Source organism: Nitrospira sp. Ecomares 2.1 (assembly GCF_965152585.1).
The window spans coordinates 2,211,327-2,236,566 of record NZ_OZ224219.1 but is presented as its reverse complement, the minus strand read 5'-3'; the positions used below and the strand labels follow the sequence as shown (position 1 = coordinate 2,236,566).

General features: G+C 48.5%; 21 protein-coding genes. 16 read left to right on the top strand and 5 right to left on the bottom strand.

Going from position 1 to position 25,240, the window contains the following annotated elements:
• Positions 1-249 precede the first annotated feature (249 nt).
• The 4 genes from ACWHYD_RS09705 (at position 250) to queG (ending at position 4,058) form a co-directional block, all read left to right on the top strand.
• Positions 250-567, top strand: coding sequence for a GroES family chaperonin (locus ACWHYD_RS09705; protein ID WP_447965693.1), 318 nt, complete (start codon positions 250-252; stop codon positions 565-567).
• Positions 568-642: 75 nt separating this feature from the next.
• Positions 643-2,292, top strand: a complete 1,650-nt coding sequence (gene groL / locus ACWHYD_RS09700; protein WP_447965692.1) for a chaperonin GroEL — start codon at positions 643-645, stop codon at positions 2,290-2,292.
• Positions 2,293-2,621: 329 nt separating this feature from the next.
• A complete protein-coding gene (locus ACWHYD_RS09695; protein WP_447965691.1) occupies positions 2,622-2,996 on the top strand; it encodes a hypothetical protein in 375 nt (124 codons plus the stop codon).
• A gap of 33 nt (positions 2,997-3,029) precedes the next feature.
• Positions 3,030-4,058 carry a tRNA epoxyqueuosine(34) reductase QueG gene (queG, locus tag ACWHYD_RS09690; protein ID WP_447965690.1) on the top strand — a complete coding sequence of 343 codons (1,029 nt, stop codon included), beginning with the start codon at positions 3,030-3,032 and terminating at the stop codon, positions 4,056-4,058.
• On the opposite strand, the gene ACWHYD_RS09685 is transcribed toward queG, so the two are convergent.
• The gene (locus ACWHYD_RS09685; RefSeq protein WP_447965689.1) at positions 4,050-6,461 is read right to left on the bottom strand and encodes an endonuclease MutS2; all 2,412 of its coding nucleotides are present in this window, start codon (positions 6,459-6,461) and stop codon (positions 4,050-4,052) included. The genes queG and ACWHYD_RS09685 overlap by 9 nt on opposite strands.
• A gap of 179 nt (positions 6,462-6,640) precedes the next feature.
• Positions 6,641-7,057 (bottom strand): hypothetical protein, encoded by a 417-nt coding sequence (locus ACWHYD_RS09680; RefSeq protein ID WP_447965688.1) that lies wholly within the window; start codon positions 7,055-7,057, stop codon positions 6,641-6,643.
• Between the two features lie 169 nt (positions 7,058-7,226).
• Here ACWHYD_RS09680 and ACWHYD_RS09675 point away from each other — a divergent pair, with 169 nt between their 5' ends.
• The 3 genes from ACWHYD_RS09675 to ACWHYD_RS09665 all read left to right on the top strand — a co-directional run bounded on the left by ACWHYD_RS09675 (position 7,227) and on the right by ACWHYD_RS09665 (position 10,764).
• On the top strand, positions 7,227-8,462 hold the full coding sequence (locus ACWHYD_RS09675; RefSeq protein WP_447965687.1) for a hypothetical protein: 1,236 nt from the start codon (positions 7,227-7,229) through the stop codon (positions 8,460-8,462).
• A gap of 103 nt (positions 8,463-8,565) precedes the next feature.
• A complete protein-coding gene (locus ACWHYD_RS09670; protein WP_447965686.1) occupies positions 8,566-9,240 on the top strand; it encodes a septal ring lytic transglycosylase RlpA family protein in 675 nt (224 codons plus the stop codon).
• A 246-nt stretch (positions 9,241-9,486) separates the two neighbouring features.
• The gene (locus tag ACWHYD_RS09665; RefSeq protein WP_447965685.1) at positions 9,487-10,764 is read left to right on the top strand and encodes a hemolysin family protein; all 1,278 of its coding nucleotides are present in this window, start codon (positions 9,487-9,489) and stop codon (positions 10,762-10,764) included.
• A 148-nt stretch (positions 10,765-10,912) separates the two neighbouring features.
• On the opposite strand, the gene ligA is transcribed toward ACWHYD_RS09665, so the two are convergent.
• The 3 genes from ligA to ACWHYD_RS09650 all read right to left on the bottom strand — a co-directional run bounded on the left by ligA (position 10,913) and on the right by ACWHYD_RS09650 (position 15,948).
• The gene (ligA, locus tag ACWHYD_RS09660) at positions 10,913-13,051 is read right to left on the bottom strand and encodes an NAD-dependent DNA ligase LigA (RefSeq protein WP_447965684.1); all 2,139 of its coding nucleotides are present in this window, start codon (positions 13,049-13,051) and stop codon (positions 10,913-10,915) included.
• Complete coding sequence (locus ACWHYD_RS09655; RefSeq protein ID WP_447965683.1) at positions 13,005-14,900, bottom strand: hypothetical protein; 1,896 nt, start codon at positions 14,898-14,900, stop codon at positions 13,005-13,007. Before ACWHYD_RS09655 ends, ligA begins: the two co-directional genes overlap by 47 nt.
• Positions 14,901-14,991: 91 nt before the next feature.
• A complete protein-coding gene (locus tag ACWHYD_RS09650) occupies positions 14,992-15,948 on the bottom strand; it encodes an AAA family ATPase (protein ID WP_447965682.1) in 957 nt (318 codons plus the stop codon).
• A 242-nt stretch (positions 15,949-16,190) separates the two neighbouring features.
• Here ACWHYD_RS09650 and ACWHYD_RS09645 point away from each other — a divergent pair, with 242 nt between their 5' ends.
• From ACWHYD_RS09645 to ACWHYD_RS09605, 9 genes are all read left to right on the top strand, one after another.
• A complete protein-coding gene (locus ACWHYD_RS09645) occupies positions 16,191-16,847 on the top strand; it encodes a LysM peptidoglycan-binding domain-containing protein (RefSeq protein WP_447965681.1) in 657 nt (218 codons plus the stop codon).
• 153 nt (positions 16,848-17,000) lie between these two features.
• Positions 17,001-18,497 carry an anthranilate synthase component I gene (trpE, locus tag ACWHYD_RS09640; RefSeq protein WP_447965680.1) on the top strand — a complete coding sequence of 499 codons (1,497 nt, stop codon included), beginning with the start codon at positions 17,001-17,003 and terminating at the stop codon, positions 18,495-18,497.
• Positions 18,498-18,517: 20 nt separating this feature from the next.
• Entirely contained in the window at positions 18,518-19,105 is a 588-nt protein-coding gene (locus tag ACWHYD_RS09635) for an anthranilate synthase component II (protein ID WP_447965679.1), read from the top strand.
• Between the two features lie 40 nt (positions 19,106-19,145).
• On the top strand, positions 19,146-20,165 hold the full coding sequence (gene trpD, locus ACWHYD_RS09630; protein WP_447965852.1) for an anthranilate phosphoribosyltransferase: 1,020 nt from the start codon (positions 19,146-19,148) through the stop codon (positions 20,163-20,165).
• A complete protein-coding gene (gene trpC / locus ACWHYD_RS09625) occupies positions 20,162-21,007 on the top strand; it encodes an indole-3-glycerol phosphate synthase TrpC (protein WP_447965678.1) in 846 nt (281 codons plus the stop codon). The genes trpD and trpC overlap by 4 nt, the downstream gene beginning before the upstream one ends.
• A gap of 152 nt (positions 21,008-21,159) precedes the next feature.
• Positions 21,160-21,789, top strand: a complete 630-nt coding sequence (locus ACWHYD_RS09620) for a phosphoribosylanthranilate isomerase (RefSeq protein WP_447965677.1) — start codon at positions 21,160-21,162, stop codon at positions 21,787-21,789.
• Between the two features lie 54 nt (positions 21,790-21,843).
• Entirely contained in the window at positions 21,844-23,037 is a 1,194-nt protein-coding gene (gene trpB, locus ACWHYD_RS09615) for a tryptophan synthase subunit beta (RefSeq protein WP_447965676.1), read from the top strand.
• Between the two features lie 63 nt (positions 23,038-23,100).
• Positions 23,101-23,958 carry a tryptophan synthase subunit alpha gene (trpA, locus tag ACWHYD_RS09610; RefSeq protein WP_447965675.1) on the top strand — a complete coding sequence of 286 codons (858 nt, stop codon included), beginning with the start codon at positions 23,101-23,103 and terminating at the stop codon, positions 23,956-23,958.
• A 190-nt stretch (positions 23,959-24,148) separates the two neighbouring features.
• Entirely contained in the window at positions 24,149-25,075 is a 927-nt protein-coding gene (locus tag ACWHYD_RS09605; protein ID WP_447965674.1) for an N-acetylmuramoyl-L-alanine amidase, read from the top strand.
• Positions 25,076-25,240 lie beyond the last annotated feature (165 nt).

The window sequence follows — 25,240 nt, the reverse complement described above, 5'->3', positions numbered from 1 at the left end:
CTTATATACGTATGGAAATCCGCATGCCAGCAGATCCTGAATGTATGCTTTCCCTAAAGATAGCATGCCCGACACTCTTCCATGTTGAAAATCTTGCCTTTCCCTCTTGACTTCAAATCAAGCGGACTTATCTCTCCTTTCAAGATGCCGCATCTATAAAAAATTCAGGAAGGTGTGCGTAATCCCAATTGATTACAGTTCTCACCATTTTTCCATTTAATGGGCAACAAACAAAAAAAGGAGGCAGACATGGCAGCCACAAAAGAGAAGGAAAAGAAGGAATCAAAAGAGGGAAGCAGTGCGAAGGGATTCCGTCCTTTAGGAGACCGAGTGTTCGTGGCCTACACTGAAGAATTGGAACGGACCGCAGGGGGAATTTACGTACCAGACTCGGCTCGTGAGAAACCCCAAAGAGGCACTATCGAAGCCGCAGGCCCTGACGTAGAAAATGTGAAGGTTGGCGATCAGGTGTTGTTTGACAAGTATTCCGGAACCAAAATCAAGGTTGAGAATGATGATTGTTTAATCTTAAAAGAGGAAGATATCTTGGGCGTGTTTGAAAATTAACGCCGCCGTCACGTTCAAACCCAGTTTTTTGAGTTGTATTCCACACCACAAAAATGATTTCTAAGGAGGATTTGTATGGCTAAGCAGTTGCAATACAGTGAAAAGGCACGTGCGTCTATTTTGAGCGGAGTGAACCAATTAGCCGATGCCGTAAAAACGACATTGGGACCTAAAGGCCGGAATGCCATTCTCGATAAGAAGTTTGGCGCCCCAACAATTACCAAAGACGGCGTAACGGTGGCCAAGGAAATCGAATTAAAAAATCCCTATGAAAACATGGGGGCTCAATTGGTTAAGGAAGTGGCAAGCAAAACCAGTGATATCGCAGGTGACGGAACAACCACCGCGACAGTATTAGCACAAGCCATTTACCGTGAAGGCGTCAAGAATATCACCGCAGGCGCCAATCCCATGGAACTTAAGCGAGGCATTGACAAGGCCGTTGAAGTCGCAATTGAAGAACTGAAAAAGATTAGCAAGCCCTGCCAAACCAAAAAAGAAATTTCTCAAATTGGTTCAATCTCTGCGAATAACGACCACACCATTGGTGACCTGATCGCCGAGGCAATGGATAAAGTGGGAAAAGATGGCGTCATCACCGTAGAAGAAGCCAAATCCATGACTACGTCATTAGATGTAGTTGAAGGAATGCAGTTTGACCGCGGGTACATCTCTCCCTATTTCGTGACCAATGCAGACCGGATGGAAGCTTCCTTGGAAGATGCGTTTTTGCTAATCGTTGAAAAGAAAATCAGTGCCATGAAAGACTTGCTCCCTATTCTTGAGCAGGTAGCCAAAATGGGCAAACCATTGGTCATTGTGGCTGAAGATGTCGAAGGCGAAGCTCTGGCAACGTTGGTGGTCAATAAGCTTCGTGGAACATTGAATGTGGCAGCGGTGAAGGCTCCTGGCTTTGGTGATAGACGGAAAGCCATGCTGGAGGATCTTGCCACCCTGACAGGCGGACAGGTGATTTCTGAGGAAGTAGGCCTCAAGCTTGAAAGTGTGAAGCTGACAGACCTTGGACGCGCCAAACGAGTGAACATTGACAAGGATAATACCACGATTGTGGAAGGTGCCGGGGATCCCAAGCGGATTGAAGGTCGAGTCAAGCAAATTAAGACGCAGGTTGAGGAAACCACATCCGATTACGATCGGGAAAAATTACAAGAGCGATTAGCGAAAATGGTTGGTGGTGTGGCAGTCATTAACGTAGGCGCCGCGACCGAAACCGAAATGAAGGAGAAGAAAGCTCGTGTAGAGGATGCCCTTCATGCGACCAAGGCTGCAGTAGAGGAAGGCATTGTTCCTGGTGGAGGCGTGGCTCTTCTTCGTTGCGTTCCTGCTTTGGATAAGATGAAATTAAATCACGACCAACAAGTCGGAGTGAACCTCGTCAAGCGTTCCCTGGAAGAGCCTATTCGACAAATCTCCATCAATGCAGGTGCTGAGGGATCCATCATTGTGGAAAAAGTTCGAAGCGAAACCACAAACCGAGGATACAATGCCGGCACCGGAGAATTTGTGGATATGGTTGAGGCTGGTGTAATTGATCCAACCAAGGTCGCACGTTGTGCGTTGCAAAACGCTGCTAGTGTGGCAGGCCTCATGCTCACCACGGAAGTTATGGTGACAGAAATCCCAGAAGCGAAGCCAGAAGGGGCTGGGATGCCTGGCGGCCATGACCACGGCATGGGCGGCATGGGCGGCATGGGCGGATTCTAAAATCCTGCTTACAGATATAGTAAAAGCCCCCTGGAGGATTGAATCTTCCAGGGGGCTTTTCTACTCCTGAACCTTTATTCCTTCCCCGTTCAGACCTCATCATACAATTTTGCAATACCCAGAATTAGTCTGCATAAGGGATAGATTTTTGACAGGTTGTTTGGGTGATGTGGTATAAGGAAATCCATCTTTGCAGAACTCCCCAGTCGTATTCGTGCAGATTTCCACACCCTTTTACCCAGCTACAGGTCGCTATGAATTCGTTTTTAAGCACAATCAAAATAAGATTTTCCCAACAAAAAACCAGTCATCTATTGATGTGGGCAATTATGGTGTTTCCCATTACCGGGAACGGCTTGTTGGGGATTATCAATAAGGGGGAAGCAGCTGATTCCCGGTCACGGACGGAAGCGAATTGTACCATTGGCATGGTGAAAGGCGAGACAAAGGCTGAATGCCGTGTTCCAATTCCCAATGGCTGTGCTGTTGCCCAGTTTCCCGAGTATCCCGAACCCTGGGTTGATATTTCCCAAGGAGGGGGGACTTCTTGTCAATTTAACGAGAAGCAAACCGACTGGAAAACGTCGATTGTCGGATCCTGTCAAGCTTGCACAACTGAGCAATGTACAGGAAGATTTATGGTGATGTTTAATTGCGTAAACAATGTTCCTCCTGCTAATCCGGGAACCCCTGGACAGAAATAAATCTCGTTTTTTGCTTGAGAAGGAGGAGTACTCATGACTCCTCGGTCAATTCTGGCGAATCAAATCAAAGAAGAGGCCCGCCGCTTAGGTTTTGATGCGGTAGGAATTGCTCGCATACCAACGCCTCTTCCAAGCACGCCCTGCCCTCCGGCTCAAAGTACGATTCCCCTTGCGGAAGAACCGATTACATTGCGGTTATGGGGACGCCTAAAAAACTGGCTTGACTTGCGATTTCATGGAACTATGGAATGGATAGCCAAGGACCCGAAACGCCGTTCCAACCCGGCAGAAGTGCTTCCAGGTTGCCAATCACTGGTAATGGTCGGGATGAATTATTACACCGATCATACTCCAGATGAGTCAAAGCTTTCTGGACGCATTGCCCGATATGCCTGGGGAAAAGACTATCACGGGTTCATGAAGGACCGATTGACACAATTAGAAAGCTTCCTTCACTCACACGTACCGGATATTCAGACGAGGAGCTATGTGGATACGGGTCCCATCATGGAAAAAGCATGGGCTCAAGAGGCCGGCATCGGCTGGATTGGCAAACATACCAATCTGGTTTCCACCGATTTTGGGTCCTGGCTGTTACTCGGAGAAATTCTAACGACCCTGTCATTGGATGGTGATGAGCCCGCCGTGGATTTATGTGGAACCTGCTCGCTCTGTATCCAGGCTTGCCCCACTGGAGCCATTGTGGAACCTTATCTCCTTGATGCGGAACGATGCATCTCGTATTTGACGATTGAATACCGTGGTAGTGTGGATGATCTTCCAGCAGAGCTGAGAAAAAAAATAGGCAATAGAATATTTGGTTGTGACGATTGTTTGGATATTTGTCCGTTTAACGTAAATGCAAATCCCACTACTGAGGCAGGATTCCAACCGTTTCCCTGGACATTACACCCGCAATTACCTTCATTGGCCAATCTGACAAAAGATGAATTCCATTCGCTAACAAAAGGGAGCCCCTTGCGCCGACCCAAGCACGAGGGATTTATCCGAAATGTACAGATTGGACTCAAGAATCACGCTCCACGGATTCCTTTATCGTAATTCGATCACCGTCACACCGTCTCCTCCCTCGGAGGGATCACCCGCTCGAAAGCTTTGGATATAGGGAGAGGATTGACAAAGAGTTCGAATTCCTGTTTTGAGTGCGCCAGAGCCCTGGCCATGAATGACCTTAAGATATTTGGCTTGGGTGACCAAGGCATGGTCGAGGGCCGCAAGCGTCATCTCCATCGCATCGTCAAAACGGAACCCACGAATAACTAATTCCTGTTGATAGAGGCCTGTTTCCTGGTTGGAGGCTGGGGAACCCAACTCCGTGGAAATTGTGGGGAGAGCCCGCCTCCCACTCAATTGCTGTTGACCCGACAAGGGTTTATTGTCGGAAGAGGGTATCGCTCGACGTATGGCAGAAGGGGCTGTTTTAATTGTCCGGGTACCCACACGAATGGATACCTGTCTTTTCCCCTCAAGACTTTCCTGCAAGACCCCTATAGTCCCCAGTGCATTAATTTCTACCAGGTCCCCTTCATGCAGTGGCTCAGATGATACCCATTGATTATTTGGGAGGTGAGAAAGTATTTCCTGATTCAATGTGCCTATGGTTTGCTGAATAGACTTCACCTTCAAAAGAGTTTTGTCCTTTTTTAGGTCGTTCACGATTTGATTCAGATGCCGTTGTGCTTTGGAAAATTCTTGTTGCCATTGCTTTCGATATCGTTGGCGATCTTCCTGTTCTTGTGCCTTCAATTGGTTGCGCGTTACTTGCGCCTCCTCAAGCAAGCGTTGCGCTTCCTGACGAAGATATTGAGCCTGTTCACATTCACGTTCCAATCGAGTGTGCGTGTTCTGTAGAGTTCGGAAGATGGCATCAAGATCGAAATCCTGCCCTCGAATTAAAGATTTGGCAGACTGAATTATTGTCGAATCCAACCCTAAACGTTCCGCAATATCCAAGGCGGAAGACCCTCCGGGAATTCCGTCTATGAGCCGGTATGTCGGAGCGAGAGTAACCATATCAAATTCCTGGCTGGCATTCCGAACATGAGGATTCCGAAAGGGAAGGGTTTTCAAGCTGGGATAATGAGTGGTCGCGACAATCGTACATCCTAATTCGCAAAGACGGGTTAAGAGTGCTTCGGCCAATGCGGCACCCTCAATAGGATCCGTCGAGCTGCCCACTTCATCCAGAAGTACAAGCGCATCCCGGTTCGTTGGTTCCCCAGACGATTCCACATTTTTTAATAAGGCGATCATATTGAGAATATGCCCGGAAAAGCTGGATACATCGTTACTGAGATCCTGGGAATCTCCAATGTCCGCATACACCTGCTCAAAAAGTGCCATCTTGGAGTCTGGGCCACAAGTTGGGTGAAGACCGACTTTCACCATCATCGCGAACAATCCTACCAGTTTCAATGACACCGTTTTTCCACCCGCATTCGGTCCAGAAATAATGAGAACCTTGGTCTCGTCTTCAATCCGAATGGAATTGGGTATGACCTGCTCCTTGGTCAACGCCAAGAGTGGATGTCTGGCCTGTTGCAAGTCAATGCAATGTTCTTGGTTAAGAAGAATGGGAGAGCCATGCGTTTTGATGCTTAATCGTGCTTTGGCCATGAGGCAATCAAGATCGGCCAGGCAGGACAAATTTCCATGAATGGCTGAGACATGTTCTGCCACACGGCTGGACAAATCTTGCAGTAGATGCCGTTCTTCCTGAGCCACCTCCAAGTCAACAAATTTAATAGAATTATTCAATTCGACCAAATGGCGGGGCTCAACAAACACCGTGGCCCCACTACTGGAAATATCGTGAACAATTCCATTGACAGCCTGTTGTCGTTCAGCTTTTATCGGAATCACATATCGATTCTCACGTTCAGCAAAGTACTGTCCTTGAAGAAGATCCTCATATTCTTGAGAAGCTAATATCGTTTCCAATCGTCGCCGAATCGTTTGACGAAGACCCTGACTTTTTCGTACCAATTGATAGAGTTCCGGGCTCGCAGACTCGCGCAGCTGGCCGTTGAGATCGATGCATGAATCAATTGTTTGCTTCACCCATATCAGATCTTGAAGGTTCAAGGAACGAGTTCTGATCTTCGGGAACGTGGAGCCATGAATCTGCAAGTATTCTTTGATTGTATGCCCAAGACCTAAGACCAAACTAATATCTCGCAGTTCCGGCCCCTCCAGAATTCCTTCTTTTTGAGCCCGTGCCAACACATTCCGGATATCGGGGAACACCAAAGAAGGCAGGGGATGAGGGCCCTGGAGAATGTGAACCATTTCTGATGTTTCTTGTTGTTGAATAACTGCAGAATGAAGGTCAGATGCAAAGGCGAGGGTACGACAGCAGCCCTCCCCTAACGAGGAGGAGGCTTCCTTGGCAAGGCAATCAATTAAAACAGGCCATTCCAGGACCTGTTCCGTGTGTTGGACCATGGGGGATACTCTCATAGGGGATCAGGGTAAAAAGACATTCCTATCAATGCCATTTTCAAATTTAGCGGAGGCTATAAAAAAGGGAACAAGAAGGATGTAAAGGAAGGATATAAAAGCGAAAGGTCCCTGGCAAGTGATGTACTGCCAAAGTGGAGATAAACTGAGAGCACGGCACATCTCTACTTTTTCATGGAGTCGACGGAAAGTTTGAGATCTTCAATGGCCTTTTGAATGTTTTCCTTGATGTCCTGCCAAGCTGTTTCACTATTGTCACGGAGTTGCTCAATACGAGGAATAAGGGTATCTTGTTGCTTTTTGAAATTATCGAGTTGGGCTTGAAGTTTGGCTCGAGTTTTTTCCTGTAGCTCGATGCTTTGATCGCGGAGCTTCTGTATTTGTGTTTCTAAATCAGTAATTTGTTTATTCAGATTTTCAGTGGAAAAATCCTCTCCTCCAGCTGCGACCGGTCCTGGTTTCTTGACCGCTGAATCTTCCGCCGAGACAAACGTCACGCCGATTCCCAGGAATAGACAGGCGATAATCCATCCCAGGATAAGGACGGCACCTCTGGGTTTTTGCAAAAAGTCTTGTTGCATATTGAATCCTTTCTTCCGAACACGCTGTTTTCTTGTTAGCTCAAACTTGTTGCTTCTCATTGTCATCAACATAAAAGGGGATTCCTCAAATTGGCATAAACTTCACACGATACCTTGCTCCAATGACAAACTTACCTTAAAATGCCGTCCCGTAAAATAAGGATTCACTATGACACAAGAAGACGCTCGCGCTTATCTCAACTATCTCCTTACCCTCCATCTACGTCAGGAGGAAGCGTTTGGTCCGTTAGGTTTAGCATTTGTAAGAGAGAACGACCTGACCGAATTAGCCCTCATTCCTGAAGAACAGTTTAATTTGTTAATGGCCATAGCGACGGTCTTTTCTGCTGAACCAAAACGTTACACAATGAAGTTGGAATTACTGCAAAAAGCCTACCACCTACTACCACACACACGCTATAACGATCCTGAATTAGGCCGTGACCTTGAGCATTTGATCAGGAAGACGCAGAGTGATCTTCATCGATACAACGAAGCAATGAAGGTGGCTCGGTCACAATCCTCAGATCGACAAAGCTTAGTCGTCGAAACCGATATCCCTGAATATTTTCTTGAAACGGCACAAAAACGCGCCTCAGCCTATTATCAGGAAAAATACCGCTTAACCAAAGAGGCAAAAACTGCCCAGCATTTTGGTGGAACGGCGAAAAAGTTTGAACCGGACAATCCTGCGATCCATAAAGAATTTCCCGGTGCCTGCGCTCCATTTATTAATGCCCGGACCAATGCTTTTCATATTGTGTTACCATTTGATTTAAAAATTAGTCGAAGCCCGGAAGATCCGTTGGAAGCAGGGATTCGAATTTTCTATGGAAAAATGGGGTATTCATTTCCTTTACGCTATGAGATGGGCAAATTATGCAGTTACCATGACGGCCAAGTACTGGATGTGGACCTCCACGATCCGAATCTTATCTTTTTCTCTGTATCGGGTATCAAGGACCCAGAGTTTATCATTCAAGCCTCTCAAACCGACCCTTCTCTCCCACCAGAATTGGTCTATCCCATGACCGTGCTAGAACACACCGGGAGTTTGGGGCCATTTATCCAAGTCAGTTGTAACATCAAGGTGTGGTTTGATGCCTCTATGGTTTCGCTCCTCCTTCAAGGTGCACCAGATTTATCTGATTATGGATTACAAGGGGGAGCGGGCCTCATGACCAGGACGTACGCTTCCGATAAAGTTGAGTCATATGTGCACAATTTATCTCAACCTTGGCAAGAAGGCTTGAGTTTTAATTTTGTGAATCTTCATCTTCAACTAAGCCCAGGCATTGACAGTGCGGTTGTACCCTTTGGAACCCCGATATTTTCCGTATATCCGGTGTTCAATCGACAGAGCTACCGCTTTGTCGACCGCCGAACGATGGACCAGGCTCCCTAGAAATCCATGGCTATTGCATGAGTCCATGGACTCATGCGGTTCCCAAGGTTATCCAATTCGAAAAAAACACCTTCCCTTCATACTCCGGCGGGGAATACGGGTCATGAATAGTGGTATTCCAGTCAAAAGGATTTGTCTTATCCTGACTTTCATGCTCATGACCGGATGCGCAGGAGGTGGCCATTCCCGTACTGAGCCGATGATCTCAGAAACTTCTCAACAGGGAGTGGCTTCCTGGTATGGCCCAAGTTTTCATGGTAATCCGACTGCCAATGGTGAACCCTATAACATGTGGGCACTCACTGCCGCGCATCGTACGCTTCCCTTTGGAACACGGGTCCTCGTTCAAAGTGTCGAAACCGGGAAATCCGTGACCGTTCGCATCAATGATCGTGGTCCTTTTATTCGTGGTCGGATTATTGATCTGTCCTATGGAGCTGCTCGGGAGTTGGCCATGATTGGAAAAGGAACGGAGAACGTCAGGTTGACAATTCTCGAATCTCCAAGCGCAGGTTCGGGCCAATTGTCGAATGGAGAGTCTGTTATGTATTGGGTGCAGGTAGCCTCTTACACGACTTTAACCCAAGCAGTCTCCATGCGGGAACAACTGGCCACCCACTATTCCAATATACGATTGACGACCGTGGACCTTCCATCCGGACAATGGCACCGTGTTCAGGTTGGGACATTTCCCTCTCAGGAAAAGGCAAAATTCGTGGCGGAAGAACTGGAAAGACAATTTGATCTCGACCCACTTCTGATCCAGGTAACCTACTGAAAAAAAAGAGTTAATCTGATAATTCATCCAGTAAAATTGCCTTAAACCAATCCCCTATGGTACGTTGGACCCAAGCAAATAGTGATGGCTCAAAATATCTCATAAACCATGAGACTTTTGGCCTTATTATGAATCCCTCTCAAACACTTCTGATACCAACTTCCTCAAAGACCAGACTACAAGATCTTGCAGCTATTTGTGCTGTAACGTCATCTCTTTGTCACGTCGGAGCTCGTTAATCCCCCTATGGATTTCATCGCCGTCCTTATTTGTCTAGGACTTTCAGCCTTTTTCTCCGGCGCCGAGATCGCCTTTTTTTCAATAACGGAAAGCCGGTTGAAAGCCTTGGCCGATGAAGGTCATAAAGGGGCAAAACTTGCCCTGAAATTACGCTCAAATCCACAGCGCCTACTCTCAACTATTTTAATTGGCAATAATTTGGTCAACATTTTGGCGGCATCTCTGGCCACGCTGATTGCCATTCGGATGTTTGGTTCTGAGGCTGTCGCTGTGGCAACGGGGATATTAACTTTTATGGTGCTCTTGTTCGGGGAGATTGTACCCAAAACGCTCTGTGCAAAATATTCAGAAACGGCCGTCCAATTACTGGCATACCCCATCTATCTCCTAGAACAATTATTCTTTCCTTTTCTCTATTTCTTGGAACCGTTTATTTTAAAACTCACTGGGGGTCGTGGGTTAACCGTGCCGTTTATTACGGAAGAAGAACTGAAGATCATGCTCGATGCCGGAGGTAAAGCGGGAGTCTTAGAGACGGATGAAGTGAGAATGATTAAAAACGTATTTGATTTCAATGACGTGACGGCTGAAGATGCAATGACTCCCAGAATTTATATGTTCGCCCTCGATGGCAATCAAACACTGGGAGAAGCACGGGAAGAGTTATTTAAAGCTAAATATTCACGGATCCCCATTTACGAAGGGAATCACGATAATATCACCGCCATTCTCTATCGCAATCATGCCCTGATGGAACTGGCTCAAAGTCATACAAACCTTACCCTCAAATCATTGGCGAAACCTGCCTTGTTCATTCCCTCTACCAAAACGGCTGATGATTTATTGCGGCAATTCCAACAAGAAAAACGGCATATTGCGATTGTGGTTAATGAATTTGGTGGAGTGATGGGTTTAATTACCGTTGAAGATCTCCTTGAAGAAGTGGTAGGAGAAATTCTGGATGAAGGCGATCTTCACGAAGAATGGATTCGCCGGACGGGGAAAAATCAAATTTTAGTGGATGGCCGGACTGAAGTCCGACGTATCAATGAATTTCTTAAGGTCGAATTAGATGAAGAAGAGCAAAATACCATTAGCGGGCTCATCCTGGAAGAGTTAGGACATATTCCCGCCATTGGCGAAAAAGTTGAAACTGACGGTTGCCTCCTCGTGGTCCATGACGCAGATGAACGCTCAATCAAAAGCGTACAGATCATCAAGGAAGAACCTATTCCGGAAACCCCTCCCACCGAACCGTCCACCGTGTCTTCAGAATCCTCATAACACCTTCTCGGTTTCTTCCTTTTTCCTGCAGCTAAAAGTAAATGTGGTCTCCCCTTTTTATTTCCAGCCGAGAGATTGGTCTATCCCTTTTGGGTCACTCATTCTTTCCTGGTGAAAAAAAACCCTCTTAGATTATTCGTTAGAAATTTCACTCATTGGAGGGTGAGGGTTCAAGGTTCCCTGATTGACTGAATAAAAAGAATTCATTTTCGTCAATAATTCGCACGCCTAATTTTGTGGCGCTGTCATATTTAGAGCCGGGGTCTTCGCCGGCGACAAGGTAATCTGTCTGTTTACTGACGCTGGATGTGACACGTCCACCTAACTCTTCAATTCTGCGTTTCGCCTCCTGACGGGAATAACCTTTTAAAGTTCCGGTTAGCACAAAAAGCTTTCCCCTTAGCGGTTGGGCATGAGGCTCTACCACATTGGCTTCCTGTTGAACCCGAACTCCCAATGATTCCATGTGTTGCCAAACAATCAAATTACGTGGTTCTTGAAAAAAATGAGTCACACTCGCAGCAATCTCCGGTCCAATGTCACGAATTAGCAAAAGCTCCCCTTCGGTAGCTCTCCTCAAATTGTCGAGCGAAACAAATTCCTTGGCCAGAATTCTGGCGATGTGAGTGCCCACATGACGTATTCCGAGTCCAATCAGAAGGCGCCCGAAGGGAACGTTCTTACTCTTTTCAATTTCTCCTAAAAGTTGTTTGGCGGACTTGGCTGCAAAACCTTCCAATAGAAGGATATCGTTTACGTCTAATGTATACAGGTCGGACAACTTCTTTACGAGGCCCTTGTCGACCAACTGTGCTACCGTTTTTTTTCCAAGCCCTTCGATATTTAAAGCACTCTTTGACCCAAAATGTTCAAGTGATCCCTTGAGTTGCGCCGAACACACCGTTTGGCCCGTACAATACAGAATTGGCCCTTCCTGAATGGTATGTGATTGACAAACCGGACATATATCTGGCGGTTGAAACGGAGCCCCACGCTCTTCACCCGGTACAGGCACTCGTTCCACCACATCCGGAATGACGTCCCCTGCTCGCTCGACCTTGACGGTATCACCCACCCGCACATCTTTTCGAGCCACTTCTTCCACGTTATGCAGGGAGGCTCGACTCACCGTCACACCACCGATTTCCACCGGGTCCAGTAAGGCAATGGGGGTGAGTGCCCCGGTCCGACCGACCGACATGGCAATCTCCTGAACCTTGGTCAGTTCTTTTCTTGGAGGAAACTTGAAGGCGATGGCCCATCGGGGACTGCGTGATTTTTCGCCAAGAGTCTTTTGCCAATCGTACCGGTCAATTTTGATGACAATGCCGTCAATTTCGAAAGGCAAAACATCCCGTCGTTCAAACATCTCACGATGAAACTTTATAGCTTCTTGAATGGAGGGACAGTGCCGGCGAAATTGAGGAATGGGTAATCCCCATGCCTCCAGGCATGTGACAGCTTCAAAATGAGTGGTAGGCCTTCCTGGCCCGGGACTCATGAAATCGTAGCAGGTGATTGTCAGCGGGCGAGTCGCGGTGATGGCCGGGTCCAATTGGCGTAATGTTCCGGATGACGCATTGCGCGGATTGGCAAAGGGTTCATCCCCCTGCTCAGTTAAGCGTCGATTTAATTGGTGAAAATCGGGGAGCTTCATAAACACCTCCCCCCGCACCACCACACGGGAGGGATAGGTCCCGCATTCTTTTAACTGTAATGGTAAGGCGCGTATGGTACGAAGATTGTGCGTCACGTCCTCCCCTATTGCACCATTTCCCCTCGTGGCCCCTCGAACAAACATGCCATTGTCATAAGTGAGTGCAACAGATAACCCATCGTATTTGGGCTCAGCCGTATAGCTGAGCTGGCTCACTTCCAGTTCCCGGCAAACTCTCTGATCAAAAGCCAATACACTCTCTTCATCCATTTCCGAATCCAAACTGAGAAGAGGAAATTCGTGGGGAATTTTACTGAATTGGACAAGTGGTGTTCCTCCGACCCGCTCGGTTGGCGAATCAGGTGTCCTGAGGTCCGGGTAATGGCTCTCTAAGTCCTGAAGCTCCCGAAAGAGCTGGTCATATTCAGCATCAGAGATTTCGGGTCGGCTTTGAACATAATACAATTCATCATGCCGACGGATGGCGTGTTTTAACTCTTCCAACCTTTGTTTAACCTTTATAGATGGCACAGCAGGAGAGTGAGGAGTCTTGGTCGAACTCTCTTCTTCCGTCTCGCCAGAATTATTCTCGAATAAACTTGGCTGCATAACTTCGGATGTCGTGTCCATTTAGCACATGAAATCGTCGTAGACGAGCAATCGTTTGACCTGAAAACCGGTGCAAAGGAATGGGGAGGAGCTTCCGGCCGAAACGATTGGCAATTTTTCTCCAGACTGAAGTCAGCGGAACCGGAGAGACGACAGCCACAAAGGGTTCCTGTGAATAGGCGCAGGCTCCCGCAAGCAACCGTTCCTCAAGCGACGTCGCAAAATCAAATGCGGGATTTTCCCATATATCAGGAATGAGTCGTGGTGGATACAGGAAAAGCGCTCCGCCATAGCATGCCTCCCCGATTCCCGGTCCGACCAGATTTGTTGTAAAGGGGGTCGCGTAAAAACTGAGGGTGGATTCTTCTTGATGTTCGGCATACCAGGTCGTTTGCCAGGAAAACGTCTGAGGATCAGCCGGCACCTCAAAGAAAAACACCAACGCTTCAATAGTTCCGCGCACAGGAGGAACCACTTTAACATGAACATCGCGCACCGACCGGTTCGGGGAAATGGCCCATTGGCGCAAAGTCGCCCGCAGGTCAATTCCATCTTCCAGTGAGTTAGTAAATCGTTCAATTCTTCCCAAATCCGCACCCAAGATCTGTCGACTATGCTGACGAACATGCGCCGCAAACGATTCAATGCGCTGATCTTCCGGAGGCCAGGAACACTGCCGGTAAGGATTCCATTGTTGTGCCCAAGATTGTGTTTTGGGCCTTGGAGGATCGGGCCTGAGGGTGACACGGCGCCAAACTAAGGGATCTCCTTGCAAACGATTCACAGCCGGCAGAATGTTTCCATCCGGATCCTGAAGTTCACCAATTCCCAGCAACACAGCAGGCCGAGTATCCAGTACGGATGGTTGAGTTTGGTAGTCATAGGTTTTGGCGGTTTCCAATAATCTGAGGGCAAATTCATCACCAGCCATCTGTTTTGCGGCTAGGACCAAGGTATACAAATCCGGTTTAAGACGATGCTCGAGAAGCGTCAGATTCCGCACGTATTGAAAATAGCGTTGTAATAATTGCGGGGTGACCCAATTAGTCTCTTGCGCAATGGTCGTGGAACGAGACGCCATCCACCGGGCTCGTGCTTCCAAAACCAGTTCTTTCATGCCAACAATAGCCAAATGCGTGTCGGCTCGGGCCTCCTCCCGTCGCTGTTCATACAGTTGCGTGACATAGGGTAATTCACTCAACCCAAAGTAGAGCGAAGCCGGCTCGACCTTCCACCACTCAGGAAGGCCCATTCTCTGTTCGGGTGGAATATACGGCATCCGCTCGTGATAGGCCTGACGCAACCAGGGCCAATCTGTCATTGGACAAAGAAAAAGTACAGCAGAAAAGTCCAGTTCGAGTTCATGCAGTCGAAATGCCATCCAACGGATTCGTTCCCAACGAGAGGACTGGTCTTGAGGAGGCGGCAAAAAAGGCATGGTGGCAGCCGAGAAGGCTGCCAAAGGGACAGTCTTTAGGGTATAGGGATCAGGCCCGACCCAGGAGACGGAATGGTAGTGTTGGACCTCCCGATCAACATAGGCTCGCGGGATCTCTTCAGACATGGCAGATCGAATCCCCATGATGACCGGTTGGCAGGGATCAATGGGCACATAGGAACAGCTCGATGTTCCAGCGTCATTTTGTTCAGGAAGGACCACCAGACTGATGATTGGCAATTGGTTAATCCCCTCTTCTACGAGGGGTTGCACAGATGGCGGAAGAGGAAGGGCCACACAATCAATATGGCGCGACACAATAATCTCGCGCACAATATGAGCCATATCTCCACTTCCATGCACCACAGGCAAGACGTGAATATGGGAAGATAAGGCAAAGATCCTGTCAGGGGTCAACGCGGCGAGAGTCATAGTGCGTTCTGGAGGAAAACGGGGGAGCCCTTTCCACTCAAGAATTAGAGAATGGGCCGTTCATCGGTGTCGCCCAGGGTTACAGAGCTGACTATTGGTCCGGGTGCAGAGGATTGTCCTCCTCAAAGAAGAAATCCCCTAATCCTTTTGGGAGAGCTTGCCCGTGCAATGTCTGGGATCGGCGTTTCGCTAACACATCCAGATCCCGGGCTTCTTCTCCCAACACATTGATCAGGGCTTCCTGCCAAGCCGGATCACGGGCCACAGGATGGTGAGGGTCTTGGGCCATCCGTTTCATGGCGTATTGCACCATGTGCATCCCGTCCCGAATGGAGAACGGGAGATCCAGTTGATGCGCTTTTTGAAGAAAATTCACCGTGAGCGTGATCAATTCCGCAGACGCAAACGGGAGGTGATATCGCAAAATGGCTAACTCATGTTCCTTGTTAGGAAATTCTACTTTCAGGGTCGGTTGCAGGCGGGACAGGATATAATCCGGCACCTCATAGGTTGAGGCATCTTCATTCATGGTGACACAACACCGGAAATTCTCATGCGCATGAATTTGAACACCCGCCACCACCGAATCGACTGATCGTCGATGATCAAGCAGTGAGGCAAGGGAGGCCCAACTCTTTTCATTCATCCGGTTGCCTTCATCAAGAAGACAGACATTGCCGGTCAGCATGGCCGTGACCAAGGGCGAGGCTTGATAGGTAATCGTGCCTCCTTCAGAAATGACGGGGGAGACAAGGAGATCTTCGGGTCTGGTATCAGCGGTACATTGATAAATGAAGAGTTCCTGCTTTCGCTCCTGAGTCGCCGCCATGGCGAGTGTGGTCTTTCCAACACCCGGTTGACCGACAATTCTTGGTGATAAGGGGACATCTTTTTCATCAACAATAAACCAACAGGCGAGAAGCTGGCGTAGAATGTTTTGATCCCCCATCCAGGCTTGTTGAAGGGCAAGAGGACGAGCCAGGCGAAGAGCAACCTGTCCGATGTGCATCACCGAAGGATCGGAAGAATGTAAAAATGGAGGGGTCATAGAAAAGGACGAAAAAATTCTGTAAGTGAAATTATCACAGCCATTTTTCTATGGTCAATGAATCGTGGTGTTTCGGAACTTCTGCTGGTGTGAAAAATAGTTGTTTGACTTTATCCTTATTCGGAATTATTGTGTAGCAAAAGGTGACTAGACCGTGGAGATCTTCGCGTTCTCGTTATATTATATTGACCATTGTCCCTATAGAAGGGATAAATATGAACCTCAGAGGAGGAATGCGTAACATGACGCAACCATTGTTCGGGGGATGTCAAGAAGATCCCCAACCATCGGGCTGGTGTGGATATCTGAAAATTGTGGCTGGAGTATTAGTCTGTAGCGGGGTCCTGTCTGGATGTGTCAGTACAGAAAAGTTCGAGGCCGAGAAGGCTCGTGCGTTAAACTTTCAACGACTTTTGGCGCAAGAGGAAAAACGGACCGGCGAATTAAATGTGAAGTATCAGGACACGCAACGACAAATGAGCTCAATGGAATCGCAAAATCGGGACTTAAATGCCGAATTAGAAGCATTACGAGATCAACTCAATCGTTCCCATGACGAACTTTCGCGTGTGCGAGAGGGAGGGATGGAAAAATCTGATGATTTGAAACTTTCCGAACCTTCGATCTCTGAATTTGGGCTGAATGATCTGGACTTTAACGACTCAGATATGACGAAACTTGATTCGGACTTAAACTTGGGAGACAACGTTCCTTTGGATTCGCCTATGATGGATACTCTTGGAGGTCCTAGCGATGGATCACATATTGTGGCTAAGGGAGAAACCCTCTACCGGATTTCCAAAGAATATGGCGTATCCATTGATGATCTCAAATCCTGGAATCAGTTGACCGATAACACCATTCACGTTGGACAAAAGCTCATCGTCAACGGTCAGTAATTTCACCTCTACGCATTTATTAAGATTAGGTCGGAATCTTCAGGAAGCTTTCTTCTTCCGGTTCCGGCCTTTTCTTATCCCTCCCTCTGAAAACCGCGTGTCTCTCCACCGCTTTCGTTGACACCTTATAGGCCGTATGGTACCGTCCAAACCATGAAAAATGCTTATTATTCAGTGAGTTTTGACGAATTCTGCCAATTCGCCGCACAAGGAAATCTTGTCCCACTTTATCGAGAAATTCTGGCAGATTTCGAGACGCCTGTGTCGGCATTTTCCAAAATCAATACGGGAGCCAATGCTTTCTTATTTGAAAGTATCGAAGGGGGAGAAAACTGGGCAAGATATTCCTTCCTGGGTAGTAATCCTTCCGTCATGTTGTGGGAGGAGAATGGCGAAGTCGTCACCCAACAAGGTCGGAAACAGCATCGGGTTCCGCTGCAGGGGAATCCATTGGACCATATTCAAAATACTATGGCAGAGTACCACCCGGTTGTCGTTCCCGGTTTGCCACGATTTGTGGGCGGTGCGGTCGGCTATTTGGGTTATGACGTGGTTCAATCGTTTGAACCGATTCCATCTCGACCGAAAAATGGGATCAAGACTCCCCTCTTTGCATTTTGCATTACGGACACGTTACTCATTTTTGACAATATTGCCCATACCCTTAAAATCGTGGCCAACGCTCATATTACTTCCACGAAGAAGACCCACCTTCGCCAGATCTTTCAGGATGCCATCAATCGGATTGAATTTATCATTGCCAGGCTTCATAAACCGACCAGGCGCCCAACGCCCCCGACTCGACGTGGGCCACTCAAATTTCAATCGAATATGAGCCCTGAGGACTTTGAAAAAATGGTGATTCGGACCAAAGAATATATTCAGGCTGGCGACATCATTCAGGGCGTCATGTCCCAACGATGGCAGACCACCATCCATACGAATCCCCTGGAGATCTATCGAGCCTTACGGGTGCTCAATCCCTCGCCCTACATGTTCTATTTACGAATTGCAGGAATCGAGCTCGTGGGATCTTCTCCGGAAATCCTCGTACGATGCGAAGAAGGCAATATTGTGGTGCGGCCCATCGCCGGGACCCGTCCCCGTGGCCAGACGCCGCAAGCTGACGCGGCCTTGGAACAGGATCTTCTATCCGATCACAAAGAATTAGCCGAACATGTCATGTTGGTGGATTTAGGCCGGAATGATGTGGGCCGGGTGGCCAAAGCCGGAACGGTCAAGCTTGAGCGGTTCATGAAAGTTGAACGGTATTCCCATGTCATGCACATTGTTTCTCAAGTCAAGGGAGAATTAGATCCGCAATACACCGCCTATGATGTCATGAAGGCATGTTTTCCAGCCGGTACCGTATCTGGTGCACCGAAAATCCGAGCCATGCAAATCATTGAAGAGTTGGAACCCACTCGTCGGGGGCCCTATGCGGGAGCGGTCGGGTATTTCAGCTTTTCTGGGAATATGGACACCTGCATCAATATTCGTACGGTCGTCGTTCAAGGGCAGAAAGCCTATATTCAGGCCGGCGCCGGAATTGTCGCCGATTCCGACCCTACCCGTGAATATGAAGAAACTCGAACAAAAGCCGGCGCCATGATGAAAGCCATTGAAATGGCTGAACACGGCCTAGCGTAAAAGAGCTAGAAAAGAAATTTATGATCCTGGTCATCGATAATTACGATTCCTTTACCTACAATCTTGTCCAATATCTTGGAGAGTTGGGAGCCGACCTCCAGATTTTTCGAAATGATGCCCTCACAATCGAAGACATTCACCGCCTGGCACCGGAGCGAATATTAATTTCACCAGGCCCCTGCACGCCCAACGAGGCGGGCATTTCCGTTGCAACGATCAAGCATTTTGCCGGCCGTCTTCCCTTATTTGGTGTCTGTCTCGGCCATCAATCTCTGGCTTACGCCTTTGGAGGTCAAATTATTCGGGCTCCCCGACTCATGCACGGGAAAACTTCCATGGTCCATCATGATGGAAAAACAATTTTTGAAAGCCTCCCGAATCCCTTTGAAGCCACCCGATATCATTCCTTAATCGTCAAGCGTGAAACCCTGCCCACGGAATTTGAAATATCGGCCGAAACCGTGGAAGGCGAAATCATGGGACTCCGGCATATCCCAACCGGAGCGGAAGGCGTGCAATTTCATCCTGAATCGATTCTCACCACGGCAGGGATGGATCTATTGCGGAATTTTTTATTAATGCCCGTCTGCTCTTCAACCGACCATTAAAGCCCCCAAGTCATCTGTTCATAAGCCTGTTCACATGCCCATACTCAAAAACCATATTGCCAAATTAGTCGAGGGCCTCGACCTCTCAGAGCTTGAAGCCGAGGAAGCTATGCGGGAGATCATGCAAGGAGAGGCCACTGAAGCTCAAATTGCCGCGTACTTAATGGGGTTGCGCATGAAAGGCGAAACCATTGATGAAATCACCGGATCGGTTCGAGCCATGCGCGAACGGGCGATTCGAATCCCTATTACCGATCCTCAGGTGGTGGATACGTGTGGAACCGGTGGGGACAAAAGTCACACGTTCAATATCTCTACGGCTGCCGCATTTGTTGTAGCTGGAGGAGGGATGACCGTTGCCAAGCATGGGAATCGCTCGGTGTCCTCTCAATCAGGGAGCGCAGATGTGTTGGCCGCCCTGGGCGTGAATATCGATTTGTCTCCTGAAAAAGTTGCCGATTGCATCAATGAAATTGGGATTGGCTTTCTCTTCGCACCCCTCTATCACGGAGCCATGAAATATTGCGCCAAACCCCGGACAGAGTTGGGGATCCGCACGCTGATGAATATCATGGGACCGCTTGCTAATCCGGCCCGGGCCCCAATACAGATTCTGGGTGTGTATGATCACACTCTCAACGAAAAATTGGCTCAAGTACTGTTGCGTTTGGGCACACAACATTGCTTTGTCCTTCATGGAATGGACGGGTTAGATGAAATTTCTTTAACCAGCCGCACAGGGATTTCCGAAGGAAAAAAAGGACGCGTCCTGAGCTATTCCATCGGGCCGGAAGATTTTGGCCTTCACCCGGTTTCGCCCAAAGAACTATTGGGAGGAAGACCGGAAGATAATGCCCAGATCATTCGCGATATTTTTCGAGGACGAAAAGGCCCCAAACGGGATATCGTTCTCATGAATGCCGCGCCGGCATTTATCGCCTGCCAGAAGGCGACATCGCTAAAAGAAGGGTTCGAAGAGGCCGGTCGTGTGATAGACAACGGAGCCGCATTTGAAAGGTTGGACAAACTCATTTCCCTGACCAAAAAGCTGGCGGCATGATTCTTTCTCGTATCCTCGAACATAAAAAAGCCGAATTGCGTCGAAAACAGAGCCGGGGCTACCTGGCTGAACTCAAGGGCCGCATTGTAGATCGAACCAGACCACTGGGTTTCATTCAGGCATTGGAGACAGGGTCGACTTCAGCAGCTCCCGCATTAATCGCCGAAGTCAAAAAAGCTTCACCCAGTCAAGGACTGATGCGGCCGGAATTTCACGATCGGTTTGAGCCAGTGATCATCGCCTCTCAATATCGTGATCATGGAGCAAGTGCCTTATCCGTCCTCACCGATCGTGATTTCTTTCAAGGGGACTTGGAGTATTTGCACAATGTGAAAGAGGCGGTTCAACTTCCCACGCTCAATAAAGAATTTATGATCGAGGAGATTCAGTTTTATGAAGCGCGGGCCTATGGAGCCGACTGTGTGTTACTGATTGCGGCGGCGTTGGATCGCTTCCAGCTTGAAGACTTTTTCACTTTCGCAAAAGAGTTATCCCTTGATGTGCTCATTGAAATCCATGATGAGCGGGAATTAGATACCGTCCTTGAACGGGTGCCATTGGTCAGACTGATTGGCATCAACAACCGGGATCTGAAAACCTTTCGGACTGATTTGGGTGTCACCGAGCGACTGGCAAAACGAATGCCGACCGACATTCTTATTGTTAGTGAAAGTGGAATCCACAACCGGTCTCATGTCGAGCGGATACTGGAAGCAGGAGCCAAAGCCATGTTAATCGGTGAGTCATTATTGCGGGCAGACTCGATTCAGTTAAAAATTCAGGAATTATTACACCCCCCGGCATCTGCCCAAAAAGAAACATCCACGACTCGTTGGGTTTAGGATTCGATTGGGGAAACCCCTTTTGTCCTGGTCTCTTTATCGAGAGTCTCGTCGAACATGAAGTAGGGCTTGTATAGCCAAGACAGAAAAATTAAATGGAAGCGGTACAGCGGGATGGTTGAGAATTTCCCTGACAAACAGCGAACGCTCCTATGTCTCCTAAAATAAAAATTTGTGGCATTACGAATCAGGAGGATGCCGACATCGCCGTTCGAGAAGGAGCCGACGCATTGGGTTTTGTGTTTTACGCTCAAAGCCCTCGATATGTCCAACCGGCTATCGCGCAACAGATTATTGCCAACCTCCCCCCTTTCGTCGTTCCGGTTGGTGTATTTGTCAATCATGATCTCGATACGGTGAAGCGCGTGTTCGATGACTGCGGATTGGGCCTGGCACAACTGCACGGTGATGAAACTCCCGGTTTTTGTGAATCGCTACAGCGTCCCGTGATACGCGCCATTCGGCTGCGAGATAGAAGTAGCTACCTTGCATTGGCAGAATGGAAAGGACGGATAGGCGTGAGAGGATTTATCGTTGATGCATTTTCAGATACCGCTTACGGGGGAACCGGACACACGACGGATTGGTCGCTTGCCGGTGAAGTGGCCAAAGCAGTTCCCATGCTGTTGGCAGGAGGATTAACTCCTGAAAATGTTCAAGATGCGATTCGCCAAGTTCAACCCTATGGAATCGATGTGAGTAGTGGTGTAGAACAGAGCCCTGGGCACAAAGACCCGGCAAAAATTCGGAAATTTATCCAATCGGTTCGTCTTGTGTGTTAACCGTTCCATCGCTATACTCCTTTCTTTTTTATTCCTTTTGCAGGCGGACATCTCATGGCAATCATTCCTAATAAACTCGGGCGCTTCGGGCAATTCGGAGGCAAGTATGCTCCGGAAATCCTGATGCCCGCCATACATGAATTGGAACAGGCGTATCATGCGGCCAAAGCAAGCCAACCCTTCCAACAAGAGCTTCGGGATTGTCTGAAACAGTATGTCGGTCGTCCGACGTCTCTCTTCTTCGCCGAACGTCTCACCAAAACCCTCGGTGGAGCCAAGATTTACCTCAAAAGAGAAGACCTCTGTCATACCGGTGCGCACAAAATCAACAATACCGTAGGACAAGCCTTGCTCACCAGGCGAATGAAAAAGAAACGCATCATTGCCGAAACCGGTGCCGGGCAACATGGAGTAGCGGTCGCCACCGTGGCCGCCATGTTCGGTCTGGAGGCCGAAATTTACATGGGCACCGATGATATGGAACGACAGGCATTAAATGTCTTCCGAATGCGGTTACTTGGATCAAAAGTGACGGGTGTGAATTCCGGGAGCCGCACACTCAAGGATGCCATTAGTGAGGCGATGCGTGACTGGACGACCAATGTGAGCACGACCCACTATTTGCTTGGATCGGTCCTGGGCCCTCATCCGTACCCCATGATGGTCCGGGATTTTCAATCCGTGATTGGTCGAGAAACCCGCAAGCAAATCCTGGCATTGGAAGGTCGTTTACCTCACTGTCTTGTCGCTTGTGTTGGCGGCGGCAGCAATAGCATTGGATTATTTTATCCGTTCGTCAAAGATACGCAGGTTAAAATGGTCGGCGTGGAAGCCGGGGGCTACGGGATAAAAAGTGGAAAACATGCCGCGCGCTTTGCAGGAGGGAAACCTGGCGTTTTGCACGGAACGATGACCTATCTCCTCCAGGATGCGGATGGTCAAGTCAACTCCACACATTCGGTGTCTGCGGGATTGGACTATCCGGCAGTCGGTCCTGAACACAGTTACCATCATGATACAGGACGAATCCGGTACACCTCCGCGACAGATGCTGAAGCCTTAGCTGCTTTCGACCTACTCGCCAAGGAAGAAGGCATCATTCCCGCGCTGGAAAGTGCCCATGCCGTTGCAGAAGTCGTCAAGCTGGCGCCAACGATGAAAAAGTCCCACATCATAATCATGAATCTCTCCGGGCGTGGAGATAAAGACGTTCAACAATTAGCTAAAATGCGGGGCATTCCTCTCTAGAAGATGGCATGACGCACGCCACGGTGTTTAGGGAAATAGAAGAGAGGAAGGCATCAGGCATCTATGAAATCTTTTGGTATGAGCAATCGCATTCAAGACACATTTGCACAGCTCCACTCCAAGGGTGAAAAAGCCCTCATCCCTTACATTATGGCTGGCGATCCAAACCTAGCCATGACCGAATCTCTGGTGTTAACTTTGGAACAGGGCGGTGCCGACCTGATTGAACTGGGTGTGCCATTCTCAGATCCCATCGCCGATGGTCCGGTGATTCAACAAGCGGCAGAACGAGCCCTTCATTCAGGGACTACCCTTAAAAAAATCCTTGCCACTGTCACAAACCTGAGAAAGAAGACGTCCATTCCCCTTATTTTGATGGCCTATTACAACAGCCTCATGGCCATGGGGATCACAGATTTTTGTGCCAATGCCATTCAAGCAGGGGTGGATGGACTCATCGTGCCGGATTTGCCACCGGAAGAATCTGACATTCTTTATCACGCCGCCCAGGCTTCGGGAGGACCTGTGAATATCTTCCTGCTGGCTCCCACCAGCACGGCGGAACGACGGCGTGCTGTGATACAACGATCACATGGATTTATTTATTATGTCTCTCTCACCGGTATTACGGGTGCCAAGTTAACCGATCTCAGTCGCGTGCGCCAAAGCGTCCATCAGCTTCAACGAACCTCACGAAAACCTGTGGCAGTGGGATTTGGAATTGCCTCGGCTGAGCAGGCCGGAGAAGTTGGGCGATTTGCAGATGGGGTCATTATTGGGAGCGCCCTGGTTCGACACATTGGTGAACACCATTCCGCCCCGACATTTCTCACCGATATCCAGGGCATGGCACAAAAATGGAAATCCGTCCTCTTGCCCGTCACAGGAAAATCGTCGACCAGACAAAAGCCAAAGACGTAAGGTGTCCGCGCATTCATAAAGGCTGCCATCGTTGAATTTGCACTTTCAATTCTTATTATCGATATTCATGCAATATTGTTGACAGCTCTCTCTGACGTAATTTTCTTGGAATTGAATCAGTCATCCTGTCCCTCGTGACGGATCCTTCCGACCCAGGAGGCTCAAAAATTCTTAAAACAGGAAAGTGAGCATGGCTCCTGCCAGAAAAACCCCTCGCAAACATTCCACTCCAAGCTCATCAAGGACGGGGTCGTCCAGTCGAGGGCAACTGGCCACTGCCCCTGAATCTTCACTGTTTCGTCTTGTAAACCACCGGTTAGAGGGAAACAAGGTTAACTACCTAGAGACTCCAAATAAGGGTGGGACTCTCCAACCGTCCTACTTGGTCTTTCATTATACAGCCGGACGAAGCTCCCAATCCTCGATTGCCTGGTTGACAAACCCCCTAGCAAAAGCCTCAGCCCATCTGGTCGTAGGCCGGGATGGAACAATTACCCAGCTTGCACCCTTTATCACAAAAACCTGGCATGCGGGGGTGAGTCATTGGGATGGCCTAACAGGCCTTAATCAGCATTCGATTGGGATTGAAATGGATAATGCCGGGCCATTAATCGCAGTGGGAACCAAATTGACGGCGTGGTTTGGGAAATCATATCCAAAATCCCAGGCCATGTTTGCTACCCATAAATTAGACACCGAGCCGAAATGGTGGCATGCCTTTTCCGAGAAACAAATTCTCATTGCGGTGGAACTAGCCAAAATACTGGTTTCACAGTATGCCTTAAAGGATATTCTTGGACATGACGACATTGCCCCTGATCGGAAGCGAGATCCGGGCCCCGCTTTTCCTCTAGACCATATCCGTGCATTGGTAATTGGAAGATCACAGGAGGAAGGTGATTGGTATCAGGTGATGGCATCTGCGTTAAATATTCGCTCCGGTCCCGGTTCGGAATATGACATTGTGGCCTCTCCCCTCACCAAGGGAACGAAACTCCTCGCTTTGGAGAAACAGGATCGATGGACAAAAGTGGATGTAGATCCAAGCGCACTTTCGTCCGGACAAGATCTCGAAGGTTGGGTCTTTAACCGATACATTGAATCCTTGGACGCATAACAATCAGGAGTAAACTGAGAAACCTTTCCTCTCCCTCCCTGTGTCATCATCCAGAAGAGATTCAGCAAATCTTTTTTACCTAGCCCGGGCAGACCTTGCCCGGTGTCAAAATCCACACAGGACAAATCAGGTAAAACTCTCCTGCTTTTCAAGCCTTTTAGCAAT

Excerpts from the sequence above, each read along its gene's own strand:
- ACWHYD_RS09705 (WP_447965693.1), top strand. The coding sequence starts at position 250 with ATGGCAGCCACAAAAGAGAAGGAAAAGAAGGAATCAAAAGAGGGAAGC.
- groL (WP_447965692.1), top strand. The coding sequence starts at position 643 with ATGGCTAAGCAGTTGCAATACAGTGAAAAGGCACGTGCGTCTATTTTG.
- ACWHYD_RS09695 (WP_447965691.1), top strand. The coding sequence starts at position 2,622 with ATGGTGTTTCCCATTACCGGGAACGGCTTGTTGGGGATTATCAATAAG.
- queG (WP_447965690.1), top strand. The coding sequence starts at position 3,030 with ATGACTCCTCGGTCAATTCTGGCGAATCAAATCAAAGAAGAGGCCCGC.
- ACWHYD_RS09685 (WP_447965689.1), bottom strand. The coding sequence starts at position 6,461 with ATGGTCCAACACACGGAACAGGTCCTGGAATGGCCTGTTTTAATTGAT.
- ACWHYD_RS09680 (WP_447965688.1), bottom strand. The coding sequence starts at position 7,057 with ATGCAACAAGACTTTTTGCAAAAACCCAGAGGTGCCGTCCTTATCCTG.
- ACWHYD_RS09675 (WP_447965687.1), top strand. The coding sequence starts at position 7,227 with ATGACACAAGAAGACGCTCGCGCTTATCTCAACTATCTCCTTACCCTC.
- ACWHYD_RS09670 (WP_447965686.1), top strand. The coding sequence starts at position 8,566 with ATGAATAGTGGTATTCCAGTCAAAAGGATTTGTCTTATCCTGACTTTC.
- ACWHYD_RS09665 (WP_447965685.1), top strand. The coding sequence starts at position 9,487 with ATGGATTTCATCGCCGTCCTTATTTGTCTAGGACTTTCAGCCTTTTTC.
- ligA (WP_447965684.1), bottom strand. The coding sequence starts at position 13,051 with ATGGACACGACATCCGAAGTTATGCAGCCAAGTTTATTCGAGAATAAT.
- ACWHYD_RS09655 (WP_447965683.1), bottom strand. The coding sequence starts at position 14,900 with ATGACTCTCGCCGCGTTGACCCCTGACAGGATCTTTGCCTTATCTTCC.
- ACWHYD_RS09650 (WP_447965682.1), bottom strand. The coding sequence starts at position 15,948 with ATGACCCCTCCATTTTTACATTCTTCCGATCCTTCGGTGATGCACATC.
- ACWHYD_RS09645 (WP_447965681.1), top strand. The coding sequence starts at position 16,191 with ATGACGCAACCATTGTTCGGGGGATGTCAAGAAGATCCCCAACCATCG.
- trpE (WP_447965680.1), top strand. The coding sequence starts at position 17,001 with ATGAAAAATGCTTATTATTCAGTGAGTTTTGACGAATTCTGCCAATTC.
- ACWHYD_RS09635 (WP_447965679.1), top strand. The coding sequence starts at position 18,518 with ATGATCCTGGTCATCGATAATTACGATTCCTTTACCTACAATCTTGTC.
- trpC (WP_447965678.1), top strand. The coding sequence starts at position 20,162 with ATGATTCTTTCTCGTATCCTCGAACATAAAAAAGCCGAATTGCGTCGA.
- ACWHYD_RS09620 (WP_447965677.1), top strand. The coding sequence starts at position 21,160 with ATGTCTCCTAAAATAAAAATTTGTGGCATTACGAATCAGGAGGATGCC.
- trpB (WP_447965676.1), top strand. The coding sequence starts at position 21,844 with ATGGCAATCATTCCTAATAAACTCGGGCGCTTCGGGCAATTCGGAGGC.
- trpA (WP_447965675.1), top strand. The coding sequence starts at position 23,101 with ATGAAATCTTTTGGTATGAGCAATCGCATTCAAGACACATTTGCACAG.
- ACWHYD_RS09605 (WP_447965674.1), top strand. The coding sequence starts at position 24,149 with ATGGCTCCTGCCAGAAAAACCCCTCGCAAACATTCCACTCCAAGCTCA.